The organism is Agrobacterium vitis (assembly GCF_013426735.1).
In the GTDB taxonomy this organism is placed as follows: Bacteria; Pseudomonadota; Alphaproteobacteria; order Rhizobiales; family Rhizobiaceae; genus Allorhizobium; species Allorhizobium vitis_D.
The window spans coordinates 56,951-78,202 of record NZ_AP023276.1 but is presented as its reverse complement, the minus strand read 5'-3'; the positions used below and the strand labels follow the sequence as shown (position 1 = coordinate 78,202).

General features: G+C 57.8%; 17 protein-coding genes and 3 pseudogenes. 14 read left to right on the top strand and 6 right to left on the bottom strand.

Annotation, left to right across the window (positions count from 1 at the left end):
* Positions 1–125 precede the first annotated feature (125 nt).
* A pseudogene (locus H1Y61_RS25875) lies at positions 126–826 on the bottom strand (IS6 family transposase).
* Positions 827–892: 66 nt separating this feature from the next.
* On the opposite strand from H1Y61_RS25875, the pseudogene H1Y61_RS26880 reads away from it, so the two are divergent.
* From H1Y61_RS26880 to H1Y61_RS25870, 3 genes and pseudogenes are all read left to right on the top strand, one after another.
* Positions 893–1,031: pseudogene (locus tag H1Y61_RS26880) on the top strand (recombinase family protein); the annotation flags it as partial.
* Between the two features lie 105 nt (positions 1,032–1,136).
* Positions 1,137–1,232: pseudogene (locus tag H1Y61_RS26875) on the top strand (recombinase family protein); the annotation flags it as partial.
* Positions 1,233–1,497: 265 nt separating this feature from the next.
* Positions 1,498–1,740, top strand: a complete 243-nt coding sequence (locus tag H1Y61_RS25870; protein ID WP_180575637.1) for a hypothetical protein — start codon at positions 1,498–1,500, stop codon at positions 1,738–1,740.
* 633 nt (positions 1,741–2,373) lie between these two features.
* Here H1Y61_RS25870 and H1Y61_RS25865 read toward each other — a convergent pair.
* A complete protein-coding gene (locus tag H1Y61_RS25865) occupies positions 2,374–4,947 on the bottom strand; it encodes a type III PLP-dependent enzyme domain-containing protein (RefSeq protein WP_180575636.1) in 2,574 nt (857 codons plus the stop codon).
* Between the two features lie 797 nt (positions 4,948–5,744).
* On the opposite strand from H1Y61_RS25865, the gene H1Y61_RS25860 reads away from it, so the two are divergent.
* Positions 5,745–6,887 (top strand): hypothetical protein, encoded by a 1,143-nt coding sequence (locus tag H1Y61_RS25860; RefSeq protein WP_180575635.1) that lies wholly within the window; start codon positions 5,745–5,747, stop codon positions 6,885–6,887.
* Positions 6,888–7,208: 321 nt separating this feature from the next.
* On the opposite strand, the gene H1Y61_RS25855 is transcribed toward H1Y61_RS25860, so the two are convergent.
* Positions 7,209–8,177 (bottom strand): LysR family transcriptional regulator, encoded by a 969-nt coding sequence (locus tag H1Y61_RS25855; RefSeq protein WP_174113232.1) that lies wholly within the window; start codon positions 8,175–8,177, stop codon positions 7,209–7,211.
* Between the two features lie 97 nt (positions 8,178–8,274).
* Here H1Y61_RS25855 and H1Y61_RS25850 point away from each other — a divergent pair, with 97 nt between their 5' ends.
* From H1Y61_RS25850 to H1Y61_RS25810, 9 genes are all read left to right on the top strand, one after another.
* Complete coding sequence (locus H1Y61_RS25850; RefSeq protein WP_235681025.1) at positions 8,275–9,714, top strand: amidase; 1,440 nt, start codon at positions 8,275–8,277, stop codon at positions 9,712–9,714.
* A complete protein-coding gene (locus H1Y61_RS25845) occupies positions 9,714–10,562 on the top strand; it encodes a branched-chain amino acid ABC transporter permease (protein WP_180575634.1) in 849 nt (282 codons plus the stop codon). Before H1Y61_RS25850 ends, H1Y61_RS25845 begins: the two co-directional genes overlap by 1 nt.
* The gene (locus H1Y61_RS25840; RefSeq protein ID WP_180575633.1) at positions 10,559–11,548 is read left to right on the top strand and encodes a branched-chain amino acid ABC transporter permease; all 990 of its coding nucleotides are present in this window, start codon (positions 10,559–10,561) and stop codon (positions 11,546–11,548) included. The genes H1Y61_RS25845 and H1Y61_RS25840 overlap by 4 nt, the downstream gene beginning before the upstream one ends.
* Positions 11,545–12,255: an ATP-binding cassette domain-containing protein gene (locus H1Y61_RS25835; RefSeq protein WP_235681024.1), complete on the top strand. Its 711-nt coding sequence runs from the start codon at positions 11,545–11,547 to the stop codon at positions 12,253–12,255. Before H1Y61_RS25840 ends, H1Y61_RS25835 begins: the two co-directional genes overlap by 4 nt.
* Positions 12,255–12,953 carry an urea ABC transporter ATP-binding subunit UrtE gene (gene urtE / locus H1Y61_RS25830; protein WP_180575632.1) on the top strand — a complete coding sequence of 233 codons (699 nt, stop codon included), beginning with the start codon at positions 12,255–12,257 and terminating at the stop codon, positions 12,951–12,953. Before H1Y61_RS25835 ends, urtE begins: the two co-directional genes overlap by 1 nt.
* Positions 12,954–12,991: 38 nt before the next feature.
* Positions 12,992–14,176 carry a substrate-binding protein gene (locus tag H1Y61_RS25825; RefSeq protein ID WP_235681023.1) on the top strand — a complete coding sequence of 395 codons (1,185 nt, stop codon included), beginning with the start codon at positions 12,992–12,994 and terminating at the stop codon, positions 14,174–14,176.
* A gap of 10 nt (positions 14,177–14,186) precedes the next feature.
* Positions 14,187–15,503, top strand: a complete 1,317-nt coding sequence (locus H1Y61_RS25820; protein ID WP_180575631.1) for an amidase — start codon at positions 14,187–14,189, stop codon at positions 15,501–15,503.
* A 280-nt stretch (positions 15,504–15,783) separates the two neighbouring features.
* Complete coding sequence (locus H1Y61_RS26870) at positions 15,784–16,341, top strand: DUF192 domain-containing protein (RefSeq protein WP_235681022.1); 558 nt, start codon at positions 15,784–15,786, stop codon at positions 16,339–16,341.
* Positions 16,342–16,448: 107 nt separating this feature from the next.
* Positions 16,449–17,669: an ATP-binding protein gene (locus tag H1Y61_RS25810; protein ID WP_180575630.1), complete on the top strand. Its 1,221-nt coding sequence runs from the start codon at positions 16,449–16,451 to the stop codon at positions 17,667–17,669.
* Positions 17,670–17,707: 38 nt separating this feature from the next.
* Here H1Y61_RS25810 and H1Y61_RS25805 read toward each other — a convergent pair whose 3' ends face one another.
* The 3 genes from H1Y61_RS25805 to H1Y61_RS25795 are packed head-to-tail and all read right to left on the bottom strand — an operon-like array spanning position 17,708 to position 19,996.
* The gene (locus tag H1Y61_RS25805) at positions 17,708–18,655 is read right to left on the bottom strand and encodes a LysR family transcriptional regulator (protein ID WP_174113239.1); all 948 of its coding nucleotides are present in this window, start codon (positions 18,653–18,655) and stop codon (positions 17,708–17,710) included.
* Between the two features lie 5 nt (positions 18,656–18,660).
* Positions 18,661–19,710 (bottom strand): LysR family transcriptional regulator, encoded by a 1,050-nt coding sequence (locus H1Y61_RS25800; protein WP_180575629.1) that lies wholly within the window; start codon positions 19,708–19,710, stop codon positions 18,661–18,663.
* Positions 19,625–19,996 carry a hypothetical protein gene (locus H1Y61_RS25795; protein WP_180575628.1) on the bottom strand — a complete coding sequence of 124 codons (372 nt, stop codon included), beginning with the start codon at positions 19,994–19,996 and terminating at the stop codon, positions 19,625–19,627. The genes H1Y61_RS25800 and H1Y61_RS25795 overlap by 86 nt, the downstream gene beginning before the upstream one ends.
* Positions 19,997–20,104: 108 nt before the next feature.
* Between H1Y61_RS25795 and H1Y61_RS25790 the strand changes: the two genes are divergently transcribed.
* Positions 20,105–21,205 carry a cytochrome-c peroxidase gene (locus tag H1Y61_RS25790; RefSeq protein WP_180575627.1) on the top strand — a complete coding sequence of 367 codons (1,101 nt, stop codon included), beginning with the start codon at positions 20,105–20,107 and terminating at the stop codon, positions 21,203–21,205.
* Positions 21,206–21,252: the final 47 nt, after the last annotated feature.

Genomic DNA, 21,252 nt, shown 5'->3' with positions numbered 1-21,252 from the left:
GGCGTCGTGATAAGCTGCTATCGGCACTCCTTCGGCCTTGAGGCTGGTAGTGCCGCATTTCAGGAGCTCGAAGGGCACCGTAAAGGTAACCGACACGGGTCAAAAATATAGCGCTCGGCTTTCGCTTATGCGGTTTGCAGGCATGCGATTTCGTTCCACATCTGCATGGCTTGGATTCTCAGTTCGCGATGATTGTCTGATGAGATCTCGTGGCGTGGAATGTGAAAAAGGTTGGCGACAGGGTCATGAATTGAAACGAAACGCTGGAGATGTCGCGCTGATTTGAAGCCTTCATGATCCGTTCTCGTCGCCGGGTCGGTTGATGGGAATTCTCCGCCCGATTGTTCAGTCCTTTGTGCGAGCGATGCTCGACGCCGGGCATGATGTCTCGCTTTGCCGCGCCATCGGATCGCAGCTTGTCGGTGATCACCACGCGCGGCGAGTGCCCCTGTCCTTTCATAAGCTTTCGCATAAGACGTTTGGTGGCCTTGGTATCGCGGCAGCTCTGCACCAGCACGTCGAGAACGAAGTCATCCTGATCGACGACGCGCCACAGCCAGTGTTTCTTGTCGCCAATGGAGATGGCAACCTCCTCAAGATGCCATTTGCCGCGAAGCCGACCGGTGGATCTTCTCCGGATGTCATTGGAGAAATGTCGGCCGAATGTCTCCACCCAGAAACGCACGGCCTGGTGCGAAACGATGATCCCTCGCGCCGCCAGCAGATCTTCGACCATGCGCAGACTGGGTGGAAAATGAAGATAGAGCCACACGGCGTGTGCAATCACTTCAGCTGGAAACCGATGGCGACGAAAAAAGGCGTTCACGAGGGACTTGGGTCATACTGAAAGATCGCACAGGTCTATCGCCGACAGGTTAACTTTACGGTGCCACTCAATGCCGTCGCCCAGTTCGAACGGGATCTGCTGATCAGCGGACGCAATCCGGCCTCAAGCGTGAAAAGTCGGAAGGGAAAACGCTGGGGCGCCCCTCGACGCTGAGCGAAAACCAAAAAAGGACGTACGCGAAGACCTAGTGCATCGATCCAAACGGAGGCTTCAGCCGAGTTTGGAAAAATCGATGCATAAACAAAAAATAAGTGCACGAAAGCATGAACGAAGTGAATGCGTCGGTGCACTAGCGGCGGGATTGAGCGTTTCGGCGATCGCTAGAAAATTTGCAACCAGCCGCCAGACCATTATGCGGGTGCGCGACGAACGTTCGCGCTCCGTTCAAGCTTTACGCAGGATTTTTGACTGCTCTTGTCCTGACCCCCGGCTGTTGAGATGGGCCGGTGTCTGGTCCACACCAACAGGTGAGGGGAGGGGACTGTCGTGCGACACCTGCGGCGTGCAAACATCACCCCCAGCCGCCGTGCTGAGAGACGGCACAGAGCTCTCCTTGAGGTGAACTTCGCTGTTTTGCTCGCTAATGTGGGCCATTTCTCTATAATGACAAATATGTCCGATAATGCAACATTATCGGACATATTTTCTTGATGACGATGGGTGCGGTTTGGGACGACAAGTATGGCATAAACTGCTCGATGGGTTATACCCAGGCGCATGGATTCGCTCTCACCCTCAAGTTCCACCAGGCCCAGCCTGGCCGCGACATCGCCGAGTCCGACGTCGCCTTCTCCGCCGGTATCAGCTTGAAATCGCTTGATGATCTTGCGGGCATCGTAACGTTGACCGGACATCGATCAAAATATGGGATCTGGCTGCATGGCCAGATCTAGCCGTGATCCTCTTTAACGTTCCCCGCCACGATATTCCATCCGCCCACCATCGCAAACTGCAAACCGAAGCCATGCAAGCGTGGCACCAAATCGCGCGCCTTCACGCCGCATAAACTAATTCCTCACGCCAATATGTTGCGTTCAAGGCGATAAGTTTACAGTGCCCTCGCGAAACCCTCCCGGTATTGCGAGGTTTGCTTTTGTCTTGGCAGGATAGAGCCAGATGTAGTCACCAAATTCCTTACCTCACGCTTCCCCTCCCTCGCTGCGCTCGTAGGGGGGCCCCTGGTTCGCCAAGAAATTTGGTGCCGACATCTGGGTCTATCCTGTTTTGGGTTTAGCGTGGTCTTGGGTGCATATGTGGGGTTGCCAAGAGCGGGTACCTGCATGATGGCGTCGCCAAGAGGACGTGCTGCATTTCGGATACTCTCCTTTTGCAGTTTGGCAGTGGTTCATCACGGTGGCAGGAGAGTGATATTTCGCAGGAGATCGAGGTTTTATTGATGAACTAACGAGTGACTGAGGTGACTAAAGAGCAAATAAAGAGTGACTAAAACAAAAACCGATTGAAGCATTGCCACGGCCCACCAACTTTCACCCACCACTCTTCCTTTCCTTTCATTGTCCCTTCCCTCAGAATTCCATTTGCTCCGCAATCGCCCCCATGTTGAAGGCGTTGTTCGCGTGAACCTTGAAAGCCAGATGTGCTGCAGCCCCGTACAGCTGCTGGGCATGGTAATTCCAGTGGGGGACGGTGACAGGGCTCATGTAAACCGTGTTGTAGGCATTTTCTCCACCGTGAGGGCGCATCATGGTGGGGTGGCCCAGAATGGACTGAATGTTGCCCACAACCTCTTTAACCCCGACCTGCTTGGCAGCCCGCTTGAACTTCTCGAGGTCAAGAATGCTGTGACCCTTTTCGTGCGTCCACAGTCGAGTAGCCGCAAGGTTGGCCATGTGTTCCATCAGCTGGTCAGTAGACCAATCCTCTCCGAAGTGCTTGTCTTTGCCGAGCAACGCAAGCGTGAGCAGGCGGATGGTTGTGACGATGCAGGAATTGCGATCGACGTGAGCACGGTTGGAGACACCGTAGCCGGCGATGTAGGAGGCATCCAGGAAATTGACAAGCTGGGAAACCCTGGAATGCTGCTTGGTGTCAAGATTGAAGACGAGGGCGCCCTCAAGGTCGATGGAGCGCATGACGCCACCCTTTGCGGTCGCCTTGGGCCAGTAGACACTCAGCGGATCCCTCTGCTCAAATGAGCCTGCCCACACGAGGTCAGGATTGGCGAACTCAGGTCGAAGCGTGACACCAGCCATCAATTGCTCGAAGTCGCCTTGAGGATCGCGGTAGACAAATTCATTGCGCAGGGCCTGTCCAAAGGTCTTCTCGATCACCGTCTTATCCAATCCCTCGATGGCATTGGGGTTGTAGTTCACCTCGATGAACTTTGATGGACCATCGGCGCTGTCCTCGGGAACGATGACGAGAGTAGCGTGCATGAGAGTGCAGTGATTGACGGTCGAGCGGTACTGGTTCTGGATGCAGAAATAGGCCGTGGCTCCGCCGTGGCAGCTCACATTGCTGAAATCCGTCCAGGAGGTGGCTGAGTGCAAGGCGGAATTTGCGACCCAACCCTCCCACATGTCCTGGAACAAAGTTTGCGGCTGGAAGCTGGTCTTGCGCTCATCTCCCTTCTGTCCCGGGTTGTGCTGAATGATGGCGCTGTTGAGCTTGCGGAAACCCTTGATCAAGTGGGCGGGGAGAAGGGGGATGCCCAATGTGGCTGCGCCAGGAACGGTTTTGATCAGGAAGCGAATGCGTTCATTGTCGGTCTGGAGTTTGAGGTATGCTGTCCACAGGGCCTCGAAATCGGTGTTGGGGTGGGCGGCTTCTCCGGGCGTGGGAACATTCTTGAGCCAAGCGGGCAACTTGGCCTTGGCGAGCGGGTCCGGGAAGCATTTGCTGATCAATCCCTCGGTTCGGTTGAAACCCTCCATGACATAGGCGGTGGTATAGCTTCCCGTGTCGAGGAAATAGACACGGCTCCCTTCGACGAGAGACTTGGGCATCATGATGGTGCTCTCCTTGAAGCAGACACCCTTGCTGTCACAGGTGTCATCGACGATCCTGCACGGGACCAACTCATCCGATGCACCAAAGGTGGTCACCTGCTTGTCGGAGATGGTGGTGCCGTAGGCAGCTACCTTGTAGGTGAGGTTGGTGCGCTCCATCTCATACAATCCCTTGAACACCCCGACGTTGAGAACCAGGGTCCATACGCCGTCTCCCTGCTTGGGCTTCTTGAGCGTGATGACCTTGGCTTCGATGATGCCGCAGGTGGTGCCGAGGCTACGGCCCGGCTCGAAGGTGACATCCCTGGGAGCGATGCCGAATTCGGTGCAGGCGCTGCGAATACGCTCGCCAATGGCCTTGAAGGTTGGGGCTCCCGGAGCGCTGGAAGCAGGCAGGCCGCCGCAGAAGGTGATACCGGTCATGGTGGGGACACCAGCATCCTGGCACTGCTTGTTGATGGTGGCAGCAGTCTCGACGCCAAGGGCAAAGGCCTCAGGATCCTTTTGACCGCCACCAACGGAAAGCCCAACCGCATAGGGCTTGAGACCCTTGTTCTGCGCATCCACGGCCAAGGCGACAAGGGCGGCGAGGGGGGCGCCGAACTTGTTGGTGAAGGCGCTGATGGCCGTGGCTTGAGTGGCGTCCAGATAGGTGCGCAGGTAGACGAAGGCTCCAGGAGCAACCTTTGCGATCTTGTCGATTTCCTGGTGATCGTCGAGAGAGAACTTGCGAACACCCAGAGCGTAGGCCTTGGCGATGTCACCCGTGGCCTTGTTGGTATTGCCATAGGAGCACCTGGCCATGACCTGCGCAACATCCATGGACAAGGCGGTGGCGACGTCATGGACAATCTGGATCTCCCCGAGAGAAGAACAGTCGAGACCGTGGCCTTCCTGAATGGCGGTGGCGATGAGAGCCGGGTGGTCGTTGGTCTTCATGGCATATTGCCACTGAGCCTCAGGCAAGGCGTCATCCATCACGCGGAAGGTCTGCTTGAAGATGCTGGTGTCGCAAAGGAGCAGGGGAGCCGTGACATTGTGGTGCTTGCCGAACTGCTCACGGAACTGAGGAGGGATGAGGACAGAGGCATCACCACAAATCTTGTGGTTGTTGACGTCGTTGCTGGCCATTGCGAGGGAGCGTGGATGGGTGGATTGAATGAAGTGTTTGAAAGTTGAGTGATCTGAAGTGCTGAAGTGCTTGAGTGTTGTTTGATGCTTTTCCAGGAGGGCGAGTGAAGCTACTTATCTGTCGAAAGCACCTCGCCTGGATCATTCGATCGATGGACGCCAAGCATGATTGAGCAGGTTTTCGGGGACCCCGAAACAGGTCGGTGACTTGGCGCATCCATGCCAATCCTGAAAATGACCTGATCTGCGGTGGTGGCCTGATGATTGCTGACGCGGCCTTCAGCTGACCCAGTTGCGACGGTTCTCGTTGGCTGGAGATAAGCATGTGTCATCAAGACTGCGCCTGGATTTTCCGCCAAGTTCGATGGTGCAACGCCAAGGGGGGCTGAGCCTTGAAAAACCTGTATCTGGTGTCACACCACTGGAAAAGTGAAGCGGTTCGGCGACTTGGCATCTCGTATTATCATCAGAATGGCCTGATCTGCATCAATGGTCTGACTGTTGCTGACGCGGCCTTCAGCTGATTGGCATCAGAAGTTTTTCATTGGCTGCCTGATGGTGGTCAGCAGGCTTGGCTTATCAGTCCACTTGAATGGTGGGCGCTTGGCAGGCTCCTATCGGATAACACGGCACATCGAGCACAGTCTCAACCGACCTGCTGCATTTCTCTATAGGGACAGGTCTCTGCTGTCTTCCACTCGAGACCAGCCATCATCATCACCGCCCTCATCAAGCAAGCGACGTTATTCATTCATCGTTTCAAACCTTCTGCATCAAGCATCGCCACCATCACCATCATGAACGCCACTCAAGACAAGGACTTCAAGCTCGCCGTTGTGCGAAAGTTGATCCAGGCCGTTGAGCAAATCGATCCCGCCAAACTCAAGCCCGCCGGAGAGGGACATCACCAGAACCAGTCAGCACTCATCGAACATGTTCTTGTGGAATTGGAACATGTTTTTGTGGGATTGGAGACATTCGAGGGGCTCAAGGGAATTGCAGCTCGTCTCAAGCTTGATCGTCTCAGCGCTGACAGCGATCTGCGAGATGCAGTGAAAGAGTTCGAGCCCTTCGCAACATTCAAGGGCAAGGCGGCCACGGGCAATACATTCGAGGGCATCGTGCCGCAGATCCGTGCCGAGCATGATGAGATTGTGCAGTCTGGTCTGGTCTCTGGGATGGAGGTGCCCGTTGGGGATCTCGAGCTTCAGGACGACACTGTCGCAGAGATCAGTCGCTGGAAGTGGACCTTGCTCTTTGTGCTCTATGCCCTCGAATTCGCCATCCTCTATGGGCTGGAGGCTTCCATCTGGAACCTGATCCGCGTGTTGGGAGGGGACAAGTTCACGGACCCCAAGAGGATTGCCACGGAGATCGCAGCGGCCATCATGGTTGCCTTCACCCTGCCGGACTTCCACCGCCTTCTCACACATGTTCTGGCACGCGCAAAACTGGCTCCTGTCTTCACCGGCGACGTCAATATCATCAAGGAGCACAGCGAGATGATCACCACCGGTTTCCTCGGTGGGCTTTCCATCGATGCAGGTGTCCAGCTTGCAACCAAACTCGCAGGCGATGACGCTTCTGTCATCAAATACTGGATGTTCCTGGGCTACTTCGCCGCATTCCTGTCGGCAGGTTTCATCAACGCGGCAGGGCAGGTGGCTCTGGGCCGAAAGCTCGTTGCTGGTCCCTCAGGAGAGCCCTTCCCGGACAATGCCAAGCAAGCTCTTGTTGTCTTTGGGAAGCATTTTATTGACACGGACATTCTTCTTCACGAGCGACTTTTCCATTTCGTCAACTGGTTCTTGTACAACTTCTATGGAGCCGGGTTTGGCCAGGGTGAACTGGCATTGGCGGGAAGCCTCTGGTTGTTCGTGGTCCTGTTCAAAGTGTCGTTCTTCTGGTCGGAGAAAATGCGTCAGTGGCGTGGTCAGTAGGGGTGAGCAATGGGATTTGGGGGTGTTTGCCAACTGGTTCTCGAGTTTCTCCTATAGCTATAAATATACAGTCGTTACCGCCTCATCCTTGGCATTTGAAATATGTGAAGGCATTTTGTGACATCTAAAAATGGGTCTGGGCCGGCATCGCGATCACATGAGCTGCTACGTCATCTCGTTTAGGGTTAGGGTTAGGGTTATCACGTGGCAGGATATTGAGGATGTAATGCTCGTTTGTTGGTGTCTTTGTTCCTGTGTTGGATCGTTTGTTGATATGTTTGTTTGTCAGTCTGGAATCTCTGTCATCGACATGGACCGACCTTAGAATTTCGGGGCCGGGTAGATGAGATCGTCGCCAGCGGATGGCATGAAGACGGCGAAGTTTGCCGGGCCAAGTTCCATGATGTAGCGATGAAGATTGCGGATGAAGTCCTTCACATAGCCCGGCTTGCTGTCGCCATAGGGGTCAGCGACCAAAAGCGTCGGTTGCCTCAAGGCGTCTGAGATCGGCAGGCGCCGGAGTTCTAGGCCGTCTGGGCTGGCATCCCTGTTGGGCCTGAGGTTCAGCACCGATATGCCCAGCCCGTTGGAAACGGCGGAACGGATCGTCTCGTATGAGCGGGTGCGAAGCCCCAGTGTCGGACGGTTGCCGGCAAAGTCGAACAGGGCCATCAGATAGGCGCGGGTTTCCGGTAGATCGAGCAGGACCAGGGGGCGCTGCGAAAGCTGCGCCATCGAGACAAACTCCAGATCTGCGAGGCTATCGTCGCGATGCACCAGCGCATGCGCCGGGACCTTGCAGATGGGGGTGATACCGCTGCCATATTCCTCGCCGATATCGTAGGTGACCACCAGATCCAGCATTCCAGCCGCCAGCCAGTTGCGCAATTCCACCTGATCGCCTTCATAGAGGATGACTTCGCCCGCGCCGTTCTCCGCGCTCATGCGCTTCAGGACAGGCGGGATCAACAGCGCTCCGAGAGGGGAGAAACATCCCACTCTGATTGTCTGGCGACCGGCATGAGCCAATGCGTCGAGGGAAGCGAAGAAATCCGTACCCGACGCCAGCAGGCGGCGGGCAGAGACGAGAAACTTCTGGCCCGCCGGCGTGATTTCGATGCCATGACCCTTGCGCCGGTTGAATATCCGCACCCCCGCAGACTGTTCGGCTAGGTCGATTGCCGCCATGACAGAGGATTGCGAAATCCGCAGCTCTGTGCAGGCCGCGGAAATATTGCCGTGCTTGGCGGCCTGGACGACATATTCTATTTGGCGGAGCGTGAGGCGCATTGCTACTCAATGGTTAGGTTTCTGCATTTTATACATTTTATGATACATGCTGAATATGGTTGTGTCTTCCCACTAGAAATGCGGGGAGCATGTGATCGTGATCAACAAACAGGTGGATGATCTTTGCCGGATGAGTGCACAGTCGCTCACAACGGCGTTTTCGTCCGCAGAGCTGAGCCCTGTCGAGGTCGTGCGCGCTGCACTGGAACGGGCCACCGACGTCAATGCCGCGCTGAACGCCTTTACCGTTATCGACCACGCCGGTGCCCTGGCGGCGGCGGCAGCGTCTGAGAAGCGCTGGCGTGCAGGCGCGCCCCTGTCTCCCATCGACGGCATCGCCACCACGATCAAGGATATCGTCCAATGTCATGGTCTGGACGTTCGTTACGGCAGCACGTCCACCAGAGACATTTCCAGTGAACCGGATGCACCGTCGGTGAAGAACCTGCGCGATGCAGGCGCCGTCATCATCGGCCTGACCGTCACGCCTGAATTCGGCTGGAAAGCGGTGACCGATAATCGCAAGGACGGCATTACACGCAATCCCTGGAATGCGTCGCGCACCCCTGGCGGCTCGTCCGGTGGTGCGGCTGTGGCAGCGGCCACGGGAGCCGGCGTCCTGCACCTTGGGACAGATGGCGGCGGTTCGATCCGCATTCCCGCCGCCTTCACGGGGATTGTCGGCCACAAGCCGAGCTTTGGGCGGGTCGCCGCCTTCCCGCCGAGTTCGTTTGGAACCGTCGCGCATATCGGACCGATGGCAAGGACCGTCGAGGATACCAGTCTGATGCTGAATGCGATGGCCGGGCGCGACCTGCGAGACTGGACCCAGCCTGCTCTCGGCTATCCGCCGGTCACGCTACGGTCGATCAACTGGGCGGGAAAGCGCATCGCCTACTGGAAGACGCCCTGCGTCGGCGAGGTCGATCCTGCTGTCGCATTGGCGATCGAAAACGTCTTGAAGGATCTTGAACTGGCCGGTGCCATCGTCGTCGAACGGCGGCTGCCGGATCAGGAAGAACTGCTCGAGATCTTCTATCGCCACTGGTATGTCGGCGCCGCCAACCGGTTGTCATCGATCGATCAAAGCCTATGGGAGACGATCGATCCCGGCTTCCTGCACGTGGCCCGACTTGGGCAGCAATACACCGCCGTCGAACGCATGAAGAGCGAAGTTCAGCGGGTCCATTTCGGTGCGCAAATAGATATGATGATGGCCGAATTCGATTACATCATCTCGCCGACGGTTCCGATTGCACCCTTCGAGGCGGGACATGATGTGCCATCCGGCAGCAGACTTGAAAGCTGGGTGGAGTGGTCTTCCTTCAGCTTTCCCATCAATCTCAGCCAGCAGCCCGCATGCTCTGTGCCCTGCGGTTTCACCCCGGATGGATTGCCGATCGGACTTCAGATCGTCGGTCCGCGCGGTGACGATGCCAGCGTCTTGAGTGCCGCCCTGACCTATCAGCAGATGTACCCGGAGCGGTTCCTGCTATCAGGGGGACGATGGCCCACAGTTGAACAGGGAGAAACCTGATGGAAGCATTGATTCCGTTTTTTCTCAATACTCTGACGTTGATCAGCATTCTGCTGGTGGTGTCGATGGGCCTGGCGATCATTTTTGGCCTGATGAACGTCATCAATCTCGCCCATGGGGAGTTCATCACCATCGGCGCCTTTACCCTGGTGGCCGTCCAGGCGGCAGGCGGCAGTTTCTGGCTCGCGCTGATCGTTGGACCGGTGGTCGGATATTGTTTCGGACTGGTACTGGAAAAACTCCTGATCGCCCGGGTCTATACCAATCCCCTGCATGCGATCCTCGTCACCTGGGGTCTCAGCCTCATCATCCAGCAGAGCCTGGTGCTGATCTTCGGCGCGTCACCCCAGCGCGTCAGTGGTCCATTCAGCGGCGCCGTTGACATATTCGGGGTGGGATATCCCGCCTACCGCCTGTTCCTCATCGGTTTCGCCCTCGCCGTTTTCGTGGCCACGATCATCCTGTTCAAGAAGACGCGGTTTGGCCTTGATCTTCGCGCCTCGATCCAGAGTCGGGAAATGGCATCGGTGATGGGCGTCGATGCGGACGGGATCAACGCCAAAGCCTTTGCGCTCGGGGCGGCCCTCGCGTCCCTTGCTGGCGTCCTGCTTGCTCCGCTCACAGCGGTTACTGCCTATATGGGGATTAACTACCTGGCGCGGTCGTTCTTCGTCGTCCTGGTCGGGGGCGCGGGCAGCGTCGGAGGTGTTGCCGCTGGCAGCACCATCATCGGCGGGCTTGAGACAATCTTGTCCTACCAGATTCCAGCGACTGTCGCGCAGGCCCTGGTGCTGGTCGTGGCCATTGTCATCCTGCGTTTCCGACCAACCGGGATACTACCGGCATGAGACATTTCACAACGCTAAAACCTTCGATCCTGATTGCTATCCTGGTGCTGGCTGTGCTGGCCGTGCTCCCCTTGTTCATCGATGGGTACACGCTCAGCAATTTTCGTGACATCATTCTTCTGGCACTTTTCGCTCTCAGCCTGGATATTTTTTGGGGAAGGACCGGCATCCTCAGCTTTGGGCATGCCACCTTCTTCGGACTGGGTGCCTATGGGATGGCGGTTGCCACGACCCGTTTCGGTATCGATCCCGCCTGGGCGAGTGTGGTCGGCTTGCTCATCGGTGTTGGTCTGTCAGCGCTGGTCGCGCTGGTGGTCGGTTATTTCATTCTCTATGGCGGGGTGCGGGGCGCCTATTTTACCATCGTCACGCTTGCCCTGACGCTGATTGCAAGTCAGATCGCCATTGGCTGGTCGAGCGTGACAGGCGGTGATTCCGGTCTGATCGGCGTACCGCCCTTTTCGATTTTCGGTTACAGCTTCTTTGACCCGGGCGCGTCCTATTATCTGGCCTTCGGGCTGCTGGCCGTCTGCCTGCTGGTGGCGCTTGCCGTCATGCATGGCCGTCTCGGATTGGTGCTCAAGGCCATCCAGGACAACGAAATCAAGATCCGCACCCTCGGCTATCGGACACAATTCATTCTGCTGGCGACCTTCGTGGTCTCAGCAACGATCGCCGGGCTGGCTGGTGCGATCTATGCCACCTGTACGGGCTTTGTGGCTCCGGACCTGATTGCCATGCTTTTGTCCACGGAAGTGATCATCTGGGTCGCGGTCGGCGGCAGCGGCACGTTGACCGGAGCCGTTATCGGCACCTTCATCGTCTGGCAGCTCCAGCAGAAAATCAGTTCCTACAGCGTGGCGGCCTGGCCGATCTTCATCGGCGCCTTCTTCGTTCTCCTGGTGCTGCTGTTTCCGCGAGGGCTGCCCGCCTTTTTCATGGAGAAGGTCCGCTCGCGCGCAACGAAGGGGAAGGAGATACGATGAACGCCATGGCTATTCCCACACTCACGCTGCGCGATGTGCATAAGAAGTTCGGCCACTTTTCGGCAGTAAACGGCGTCAACGAGGTTTTCGCGCCCGGCGAGCTGGTCTGCGTGATTGGTCCCAATGGGGCGGGCAAGAGCACGCTGCTCAACATGATCTGCGGAACGCTTTCATCCAGTTCCGGCTCGATATGGCTCGGTGACATCGCGCTCGATGGCCTGGCGCCCGAGCGGATTGCCCGGCTTGGCGTTGCCCGCAAGTTCCAGGTTCCAAGCGTTTTCGAAAGCCTGACAAGTTTTGAAAATCTCAGGTTGGCGGCGCCGGTGCGCACGGATGTACCGTCACTGGAGGCGCTTTTGGCAAAGGTTCATCTCACCGAGGACCGGAATATCCGGGGTGCCGACCTGCCACACGGCAAAAAGCAATGGCTGGAAATTGGCATGGCCCTGGCCATGAAGCCGAAAGTGCTGCTTCTGGATGAGCCGACAGCCGGGCTTTCCACCGACGAGACGCACGATACCGCGCGGTTTCTGAAGGAACTGAATGGCGAGGTGACAGTAATCGTCATCGAACATGACATGGCGTTCGTGCGGGAACTGGCGGCACGCACCATCGTGATGCACCACGGCGCCGTGATCGCGTCTGGACCATTCGAAGACATCGAAAGCAACGAGACGGTTCGCGACGTCTATCTGGGGCGGCGCTGATGCTGAAAATCAACGCACTCACATCGGCCTATGGTTCCGCCCAGGTGCTTAACCGCATCAATCTCGAGGTCGGCAAGGGGGAAGTCCTGGCCGTTCTCGGACGCAACGGCGTCGGCAAGACAACGCTTCTCAAGACACTGATGGCAATCGTCCCTTCGACCGGTGGGCATGTCGAGCTGGATGGCAAGGAGATCATCGGCCTGCGTACCCACGAGATTGCCAGGGCCGGCATAGGCTATGTACCCCAGGGGCGCGGCATCTTCGACAAGCTGACCGTGGAAGAAAATCTTCGGATGGGACTGCGGGCCAACGCCGCGTCCGGCCAGGACATTCCGGATTTTTTGTTTGAGCGTTTTCCGATTCTGAACGAGCGGCGCCAGCAGATCGCCGGCACTATGTCGGGCGGGCAAAAGCAGCAACTGGCGATTTCACGCGCATTGTGTGGAGACCCTAAAATGCTGTTGCTGGATGAGCCCTCGGAGGGAATTCAGCCGAACATTGTTCAGGATATCGGGCTTTTCGTCCGCGAGCTGGCCCAGACCCGGGCAATCTCCGTTCTTCTTGTCGAGCAGAACCTGGGCCTCGTCAAAGCCGCGTCCGATCGCTTCGTCATTATGGTCAAGGGCGAAATTGTCCATCAGGGCAGCCCTGACGAACTCGACGACGAGAAACTGCTTCAACGGTATCTCTCCGTGTGAAGACGTGATCATGCCTACCAAAAACAAAGGGGAATAAAATGACTTCGAAGCTGATTTCCAGACGAACGACGCTGAAGGCCCTTGGGACGGGCACATTGGCGGCCTCCGCTTTCTCATTGGGCATGCCGGCTATCCTGCGTGCCGAAACCACCCCGATCAAGCTCGGCTTTCTCTCCGGTCTCACCGGCCTCGAAACCATCCTGGGCGAAACGCAGCTCAATTGTTTCAAGCTCGCCGTGAGCGAAATCAACAAGGGCGGCGGCATTGCCGGTCGCAAGGTCGATTTCGTCGTCGAGGATGACCAGACGACGACGCGCGGCGCCATCGACAAGGCCAGGAAACTCGTCAGCGGCGACAAGGTCGATGCGATCATCGGTCTGATTGCCAGTCTGACACATGTTGCCGCGCGCAGCGTCACCACGCCCGCCAAGAAGTTGGTGATCTACACGACTTACTATGAAGGCAATGTCTGCGACCGCTATTTCTTCTCGACGGGGCAAATTCCCAATCAGCAGATCGTGCCCTCGGTTGACTGGTTGACCGCCAATGAGGGAAAATCCACCTATATCATCGGCTCTGACTATGTCTGGCCGCGCGAGAGCGCCACGGCCATTCGTGCCGCCATGGAAGCCAAGGGCGGCAAAGTGGTCGGCGAGGATTTCCTGCCCTTCGGTACGCAGGACTTCGGACCGGTCTTTGATCGCGTCAGGGCCGCGAAACCGGACTTCGTCTGGGTTATGGTGGCAGGCAACGACCTCATCACCTGCCTCAAGCAGTACAAGAGTTTTGGTTTCAAGCAGCAGCTGTTTTCCAATGGCCTTGACGAGCTGTTCTCATTCTTCCATCCAGAGCTGACGGCGGGAACGATCTCCAACCAGGCCTATTTCATGAGTGTCGAAAACGAGAGGAACGTCGCGTTCAAGAAGGCTTACGGCGAGATGTTCGGCGCCGACAAGCCTATCAACGCCATTGGCGAGGCTGCCTATAATGCCGTCCATCTTTATAAGCTTGCGGTGGAGAAGGCCGGTTCCACGCAAACCGAGGCCGTCATCGACGCGCTCGATCAGGTCGAATTCGACGCACCGCAGGGAAAAGTCAATTTCGCCGCCAACAATGTGATGCGCTCCAATAGCATCCTGGCGCGCGGAAATGCCAAGGGCCATTGGGAGCCGATCAAGAATTTCGGTCAGATCGATCCCGTGGTCGCCGGCTGCACCCTTTGATCGGCCGAGGATGAGCGCTGACACAAAACAACCGTTCGACACTAGCGCGATGGCGGCCCTTGCCGCCATCCGCGGGCGCGATATCAGTGCTCAGGAGCTGATCTCGCGTTTTCTCGCCCGTATTGAACACGATAACGGTCATCTGCATGCGCTTCGGCATGGTCTTTCCGAACAGGCGATGCAGGACGCCGCCGCCCTCGACATCTCGATCCGCGCTGGAGAAAATCTGCCTGTTCTCGCGGGCCTGCCCGTCGTGGTCAAGGAAAACTGCGACACCGCCGGGGTGTCCTGCTCGGCTGGTCTTGCCTTTCGCACCACGCACGTCCCCGCCGGAGATTCATGGATCACCGCCCGGTTGCGCGCCGCTGGAGCGATTATCGTCGGCCTGTCCGTCAGCGACCCGGGCGCCTTTGGAACCCGCACTGCCGAGGTGACCCATCCGGCAGACCCGGATCTGACCGTCGGAGGATCAAGCGGCGGCTCAGGCGCTGCACTTGCGGCTGGCTTCTGCCTTGGTGCCATCGGCACGGATACCGGTGGCTCCATCCGCATTCCCTCGGCCTGTTGCGGCACGGTCGGCCTCAAGCCGAGTTTTGGCGCGCTGCCGATGGAGGGGATCTTTCCGCTGGTGAAATCTCTCGATCACGTTGGCCCCATGGCCCGATCCGTGGATGACGTCGCCGTTCTCTGGCGCGCGCTGACGCTGGTTCCTCCGGTTCCCGTCAGCAAACCCAGACGGGTCGGCTATGATCCGGCATGGATCGAATGCGCTGATGCACCGATCCGCGATGCCATGCGGCTTGCGCTCGAACGTCTGGCCGAAAACAATGTGCAAGTGGTGGAGGTAAAGTTACCGGCGCTCGATGACGTGGTTTCGATGCATGGCCGGATTTTCCTGGTGGAAGCGGCAGCCTATCATTGCGCCCAGCATCCCGCCGACATCGATGCCTATCCTGCTCTTGCCCGCGATTGGTTTGCAGCGGCAAGGGAGATGAGCGTTGGAGCCTATGTCGATGCCCGCGTCGAGCGCGCCGCCATGACGCGGGCCGTCGATAGCGTGCTGCAAAACGTCGATGCGATCCTGGCACCGACGCTCTGCGTCGCACGCCCGGAAAAGGCGGCCGAACTGCTGGCGATAACAGGGGTCCAGCAGGATTTCACCATGGGCATGGTTCGCCTGACCTGCCTGTTCAACCACACAGGCCACCCTGCCGTTTCCCTGCCGGTCCACGGGGCTTCCGACCCTCTCGCATCAAGCCTCCAGGTCATCGGGCCAAAAGGCGGCGAGGAGCGCGTTCTCGGCATGGCACGGATGGTCAGCGTTTAACAACGCCGCTTGAATCAGTCTTTTGGGGAAGGCCAGGAAATACTGGGAGGCGCGCGCCTACAGATGCAACACTTTATTCGTCGCTTCGATGTTCTGCCCATGTCATCAAAATCATAACCGAAAGCCTAGTGCACTGACGCATTCACTTCGTTCATGCTTTCGTGCACTCATTTTTTGTTTATGCATCGATCCAAAATCGGCTGAAGCCTCCGTTTGGATCGATGCACTAGCTGCGGGCGTGGCTTTCAAAATGATGGATTGACTGATCGGGGTTTGGACTGTGAAAAAATCAGCGGCGGTTTTGTTCACAATAACCTTCGGTGTCGCCTTTATATTCGTCGGACTGGCATGGCTCTTCGGCAGACCGCGCCCTATAGCGTTTGAAACCACGCAAATCGAAGTAAACACCAGCCACCATGAGCCCATCCTTCTGACAGTCGAACTGGCCAAGACGAGAGCCCAGCGCGCCCGAGGGCTGATGTATCGCAATCATCTTCCCGTGGGGCACGGGATGCTTTTTTCCTATAGGCCAGCGCGCGTCGTGCAGATGTGGATGAGGAACACGGTCATACCGCTCGATATCCTGTTCATCGACGGTCATGGAAGAATTGAGCAGGTCATAGCCAATGCCCGACCGACATCGGACACCATAATAACGTCGGCAGTCCCAGTCCGTTACGTCCTGGAAATCAATGGCGGATCTGCTCAGGACTTGAATGTGAAAGCTGGCGACAGGATCGACTTTTTGACATCCTGCCTTCCGCAGAACGCTGATATGGGCTCGCAGAAAACCATTTCGTCATGCATACCGAACGTGAATATCGGTACCGATGATTGAGTCTGCCAGCTTCAAAATCCCAGACACCGATATCAAGAATCCCAAACATCATTCTATTGACTTCCAATTATCATACGCGCTAACTCCAAAAAACGGAGAGACCCAGCGTGTATAGACGACTTGTTGAATCCCGCGTGAGGGAAGCGCTTTCCGATACGCCCGTGGTGTTGATCATCGGTCCACGCCGGTCTGGAAAGACGACTTTGGCCCGCGGCATGAGCGATACGGGTGCCGCCTACATCACGCTTGACGACCAGACCGCGCTCGGTGCTGCCCAAGCTGATCCGGTCGGATTCATTCGTGGTCTGGATCGGGCGATCATCGACGAGATACAGCGAGCACCCGAATTGCTGCTCGCCATCAAGAGATCTGTTGATGAGGATTACCGACCGGGCCGGTTTTTGCTGACGGGCTCAGCAAACGTTCTGACGCTGCCACAGGTTGCCGATAGTCTGGCGGGCCGGATCGAGACGATCAAGATGCTGCCGCTTGCCCAGGCTGAAATTCTCGGACGCCAATCGACTTTCCTGGCGAGGCTTTTCGAGGCTGGATTGAAGGCCGATCAGGTGCCAATCGTTGGCGATGACCTGATGAACATTGTTCTGACCGGGGGATTTCCCGAGGCGATCAGCCGTTCGACCGAGCGCCGACGCCAGGACTGGGCGAGAGCCTATCTCTCATCCGTTCTGACGCGGGATCTGCGCGATATCGCCGAGGTGACAAGGCTGAGTGAGCTTCCAAAATTCGTCCGTTTGCTCGCCGAGCATTCCGGTCAATTGGTCAACTACTCCCAGTTCGGTGGCGGTATCGGTGTCAGTCACAAGACCGGCCAACGCTATGTCGGTCTGCTCGAGCAGATCTTCCTGGTCGAGACTCTACAGCCCTGGTTCACGAATGCCCTGAAGCGAATCGTCAAAACGCCAAAAATTCATTTTGTCGATTCCGGCCTGCTGGCCACGAGCCGTGGCCTGACGTTTGAGCGGATCAAGCAGAACAAGGGAGACTTCGGCGCTTTGCTGGAAAGCTTCGTCTATAGCGAAGTTGCCAAGCTGATGACCGGCTCGGATCTCAGGCTCACGCCCTATCATTTTCGCGATCAGCAGATGAAGGAAGTCGATATCGTGCTTGAACGTGACGACGGAAGAATAGCCGGTATCGAGATCAAGGCAAGCGCGACGGTTCGCGCCGATGACTTCGGCGGCCTGAAAACGCTGGCTGAAACCTGCAAGGACCGGTTCGCATCCGGTATCGTGCTTTATGACGGCGCCGACGTCATACCGTTCGGTGATCGCCTTGCGGCTGTTCCGCTTTCCTGCCTGTGGTTCTGATAGAGCATCGGGCTGGTTCAATCTGAACCTGACAGACTCTAGCCATCCCCTTCCATCACATGCGAGGCGATCATGCTGCGGACGCCGGCATGGATGCTGTTGCGGTGCCAGCGCTCATGCCAGAGCAGCGACACCTGATAGGTCGGCAGCGCGGGCCCTGCGGAGGGAACGAATGTCGTCAGCCCATAGCGTGCGGCGATATAGAGCGCGGAGACGCCCGGCAGCACCATCACGGCATCGGTATCCTGCAAAAGCCGGGCTGCGGTATGGATATCGGGGGCTGTCACCGTCTGCCCGCCGCGCGGCCTCAAGGCTTCGAGCCCATCATAGACCTCGCCGAAGCCGCTGCTATAATCGGACCCGACGCGGATCGACAGGAAGCGACCCAGATCCGGATAGGCGATCCTGCCGTTGTTTGCGGCGTGGCCGGGGCTGGCGATGCAGAGCGATGGCATGGCGGGAAGCATGCGGGAAAAGAAGCCCGGCGGCGCATCGTCGGCAATGCCGAGGACCAGATCCAGCTGCCCCTCTTCGAGCTGGTTCAGCACGTTGCGCAAGCCGACGACCGGCAGGAATACCGTCGTCGGCGAGACTTCCCGGAAATATCCCGCCAGATTGCCAACCAGGCCAAGCGCCAGATGATCCGGCATGGCCAGGCTGAACCGTGCAGGTGCAGGGTTCAGCCTGACGAATATCTTCTCGATATTGGCCAATGCGGCTGCAATTTTCGGCATCAGCCGTTCCGCCAACGGCGTCAGCTCGAAGCTGCGTTGGTCGCGCACCAGCAGATCGTCGTCGAACATCTGACGCAGCCTAGTCAGCGCCCGGGTCGTTGCCGGTTGGCTGAGACGGACTTCGTTGCCCGCATGGGTGATATTGCGACAGCGCAGCAGGGCATTGAGAACGACAAGCAGGTTGAGATCGACGCCACCGAGATCGAACGTCTGATCGGTCTCGGAGATCTGCACGGGCATGGTCGCGGACATCGACGCTACTCCCGACCGCTGAGGGATCTGACCGTGCGAACCTGGGCCTGATCCAGTGCGCATGCCTCACGGGCCGAGCTGCCGATACAGTCCACAACGCGCCTGACATCCTGATCGTCCTGGTCGTGCGCCAGCCAGCACATGCAAACCTCCTGGGATGGGATGTCGATCGGCGGCAGCAGCGCAGACAAGGGCAGGGTGCGTGTCAGCCAGCCGGCTATCGACCTTGGTACCGTCAGCGCCAGCTTGCTTTCAGACACCATCAACGCCGCCGAGGTGACGTCGGGAACCTCAAACAACTGCGCTGACCTTATGCCGCTGCGCGTCATTGCTTCAGCCAGCTGCGGAAACACCGGCGCGCCATCTTCGACCAGGCTGACATGGGTGAGGTCCAGAAAAGCCTCGGGCGTCGGTCGCGCACCGCCGAGACTGTGGCGCTCGAAGGCAACCAGCGTCACGAAATCCTCGCGAAAGACGATTTCCTTGTCGATGTCCTCGCCGATGTTTTCGGCGGCGCCAAGCATATATTGCACGGTCCTCGTTCGAAGCTGGTTCAGGCCTTCCTCGCAGGATTTGTGGGTGCTGACCCTTAGCACCTCGTTGCCATGGTCTGACGAGCGCAGGAAATGCGGAAGCAGGGCAGGCATCAGGTGGGCGTTGATGCTCAGCCGAATGCTCGGTTCGGACTGGCGGGAAGACAGGAGGTCGCGCAGGTTGGACATCGTCGGCGGCACGATTTGCGCAAGATGCTCACCACGGGCCGTCAGTCTCAACCCCGTTGAACTGCGCACCAGAATGTCATCGCCGAGAAGATCGCGCAGCCGTCCGAGCGCCCGGCTCATCGCCGGTTGTGTCTGGCCGATCCGCCGTGCCGCATGGGTTACGTTGCGACAGATCAACAGGGCTTCCAGGGAGACAAGAAGATTGATGTCAATGCCAGCGAGCTTCCGATCCAGGGCGGCGGCGGTCTCATGGTCGGTTTTCAACGCCGCTGCGGATATTGGCGGCGGCCCGGCGCTGTTCCTGGAAGACCCTTTTGGTTCCAAACCCGTCATGTCCCATTCCGGTCCCAGGCGAGATCCGGTTGCCACCGGCAACCTGCCCTTGTTTCAGTTTCAGGAGTTGTGAAGCGCTGGGCCGGATATGCCGGGCAATCATTTTGTGCTGAAAAGACTGCGTATCAAAAACCCCGAAACCACAAATCTCCACCACAAGATTTACGCGGTTGTAAAATAACTCGGTCACCAACTTGACCAAAATGTGACTAGGAGTCAAATATTTGCGGAGGACTGTGCGGTAGCGATCCGTCATCGGCCATATTGCACCATGCCGATTATGCATGGCGCCATCCTGTCTGAACGTGTACACAATGGACCTTTGGGACGAGACGGTCATTACCGTCCATCGCCGTCCCGCCAGCCATGGAAGCGCGAAAAGGAGACGTGGCGCATGAACGCCAATTTCTTCAGAGGGCTTGCCAGGAAAGCCGCTGCACCCTTCATCAACGAGCCTGCCGCGCCACAACCCGCAATCAACCGGATTGCCGGGCGATCTATCGTCATGCGCAGCGCCTGCGCCTTTCTGGTGATGTGCGGCCTGGCGATCGTCGGGATCACAGTGATGCCTGCGGCAAGGCAGGTGCTCGCTGCCGAACCCCTGAGCGAAGAGCCGATTACACCCGTTCCAGCGACCGTCGATGTCGATCCGCGCAAGGTGGAGTTGGGACGCATGCTGTTTTCTGATAGCCGCCTGTCGGCCGGCAACGGCGTTTCCTGCGCAAGCTGCCACTTTATCAACCGCGGTCTGACCGACGGTTTGCCAATTTCCCGCGGCCTGCCCGGCCATCCCGGCGCCACCAACGCGCTGTCGCTGTTCAATGTCGGCCTCAGCAGCAAACTCACCTGGGCCGGACTGGACATCAGCCTGGCTGAACAGACGAAACGGATCGTCGAAAACCCCTCGACGATGGGCGCCAAGTGGGACCAGGTGGTGGCGACCCTTCGAAACGACAGTTCGTTGAACACGGCATTTCAGCAGCTCTATCGCGAGGGACTACAGCGCGACACCGTTATCGATACGCTGGTGCAGTACCAGACATCGCTGATCACCCCCAATGCGCCGTTTGACCGATTTTTGCGCGGTGACAGCCAGGCCATCAGCCCGCAGGCACAACATGGCTACCAGCTGTTCAAGACCTATGGTTGCGTCTCGTGCCACCAGGGGGTCAATGTCGGCGGTAACATGCTACAGGTGTTCGGAATTTTCGGCACGCCGCAGGCAGCGGCGCTTGGCGCCACTACGCCGGGATCGGCAAAGGGCTCCGGTATCGACGACGTACGACCGGTTTTCCGGGTGCCGGTGCTGCGCAACGTACAGCACACGGCGCCCTACTTTCACGACGGATCGGCGGCAACGCTCGAAGCCGCGATTTCAGTCATGGCGCAATATCAACTCGGGCGCGAGATTTCCGATGGCGACATTGCCGCTCTCAAGGATTTCCTCAACTCGCTTTCAGGCGAGTATAACGGCGCTCCGTTGGAAGATCGTTAGGATCAGGATTGCGCTTCCCGACCGTCTACAATGAGTATAGAGGGAGT